The 1,550-nt window shown below is 26.3% G+C and carries 2 protein-coding genes; both read right to left on the reverse strand.

Annotation, left to right across the window (positions count from 1 at the left end; translation table 11 throughout):
- Window positions 1-200: 200 nt before the first annotated feature.
- Window positions 201-866 (reverse strand): Crp/Fnr family transcriptional regulator, encoded by a 666-nt coding sequence (locus NSA58_RS19940; RefSeq protein WP_052232969.1) that lies wholly within the window; start codon window positions 864-866, stop codon window positions 201-203.
- A gap of 11 nt (window positions 867-877) precedes the next feature.
- A complete protein-coding gene (locus NSA58_RS19945) occupies window positions 878-1,384 on the reverse strand; it encodes a nitroreductase family protein (RefSeq protein WP_039679599.1) in 507 nt (168 codons plus the stop codon).
- Between the last annotated feature and the right edge of the window lie 166 nt (window positions 1,385-1,550).

The following is a 1,550-nucleotide window of genomic DNA, read 5'->3' on the forward strand; positions in this document are numbered from 1 at the left end:
ATTTTATTTCTGGTGAGTAGTGTACTCTTGTACTCATAATAAAATAACCTCCTTTAAAATCATACATATAGTATGTTTCAAAAGAGGTTGTTTTATTTATTCCCGTGTAAAGGGTTCACTTCACTTAAAATAAGTGCTTTTATTTCATTCTATTTTAAAATTTTCTCGAATATACATTTCAATATTATTTTTTATCTAATTTATGTGCTTTTAAAGTAAGAAGATAATTCTTCTTTTTTAATGTACATTTTTTTATTTTCTATTTTCACTAAATTTTCATCTTGCAAAATCTTCATAGATCTAGATAAAGTTTCTCTTTTACAACCAAGCATATCTGCAATATATGTTATGGTTAAATTAGCATTGATTAAAGTCCATTCACCCTTATTTATACCAAATTCTCTACCCATTCTATAAAGCTTAGCCGCAAGTTTTTTATCCATTCTTATTGATATGGAGTTTTTCAACTGTCTATAAAGTCTTCTATTTATATTTTGCATATGATTTAATATATTTTTAGTTAAAGTAAAATCATTTTCCATAATTTTAAGAAAATCTTTAGAAGAACATTCTAACAGAGTGCTGTTTTCAAAAGCTTCACAAGATACAGCACTGCTTTTATTTTCATCTATAAAAACATCATTAATCATTTGACCTTTTGGAAGAATGAAAATTATTTTTCGTTCTCCACTTTCATTTATTTTAAACAAAGATATTTTACCCTCTTTAATAAAATAAACTTTATCCACCATATCTCTCTCATAAAAAAGAATTTCTTTCTTTGATACTTTTCTAATTTTAAGGATTTTTTCTAGTTCAATCTTACTCTCTTCCTTAATATTTTGAAACAATTCTATACTATCCATATGGCTACCCATTATTCAAATCTATTTCTATGAATTTTATTTTTATCAAACTTATCTACGAATTCATTTTCTTCGTCACTATAACCTATTGAAACAAGAGAGTAGGGAGTTAAATTTTCAGGTAAGTTCAAAACTTCTCTGACTTTATCCATAACCTTGCGCTTAGGATGGACTCCTATCCAACATGAAGCTAAACCTTGGTTAGTGCATTCTAATAAAATATTTTGTGTGCATGCTCCCAAGTCATGTATCCATTTTCCAGGTTTAAAAAATCTTTCTTTGTTTCCTGTAACTGCTATACATAGCTTTGCATCTTTAATCTGTTTTGATTTATGATGAGTCTTAGATAATTTTGTTAAAATTTCTTTATCATCTACAACAATAAATTCCCAAGGTGAAGAGTTCTTAGAAGAAGGTGCTTGCATTGCCGATTTTAAAATCTCAATTATTTTTTCTTCTTCCACTTCTTTGTCTGTATATGTTCTTATTGAACGCCTATTTTTTATAGCTTCTAACATTTTATCCTCCCCTACAACAGCTTTAAAATTCAATATAATTTAATTAAGTCTATCCCTTATTATTCTAGCAAATTTATTATATTTATAAAACATGTTTGTAATAAGCATAAGGAATATTTTTACTAAATAGGAAATTTTTAATTTGTTTTATTTATTACATAATAGG

It is taken from the genome of Terrisporobacter muris, from assembly GCF_024621905.1.
GTDB classification, from domain to species: domain Bacteria; phylum Bacillota; class Clostridia; order Peptostreptococcales; family Peptostreptococcaceae; genus Terrisporobacter; species Terrisporobacter muris.

Excerpts from the sequence above, each read along its gene's own strand:
- NSA58_RS19940 (WP_052232969.1), bottom strand. The coding sequence starts at position 866 with ATGGATAGTATAGAATTGTTTCAAAATATTAAGGAAGAGAGTAAGATT.
- NSA58_RS19945 (WP_039679599.1), bottom strand. The coding sequence starts at position 1,384 with ATGTTAGAAGCTATAAAAAATAGGCGTTCAATAAGAACATATACAGAC.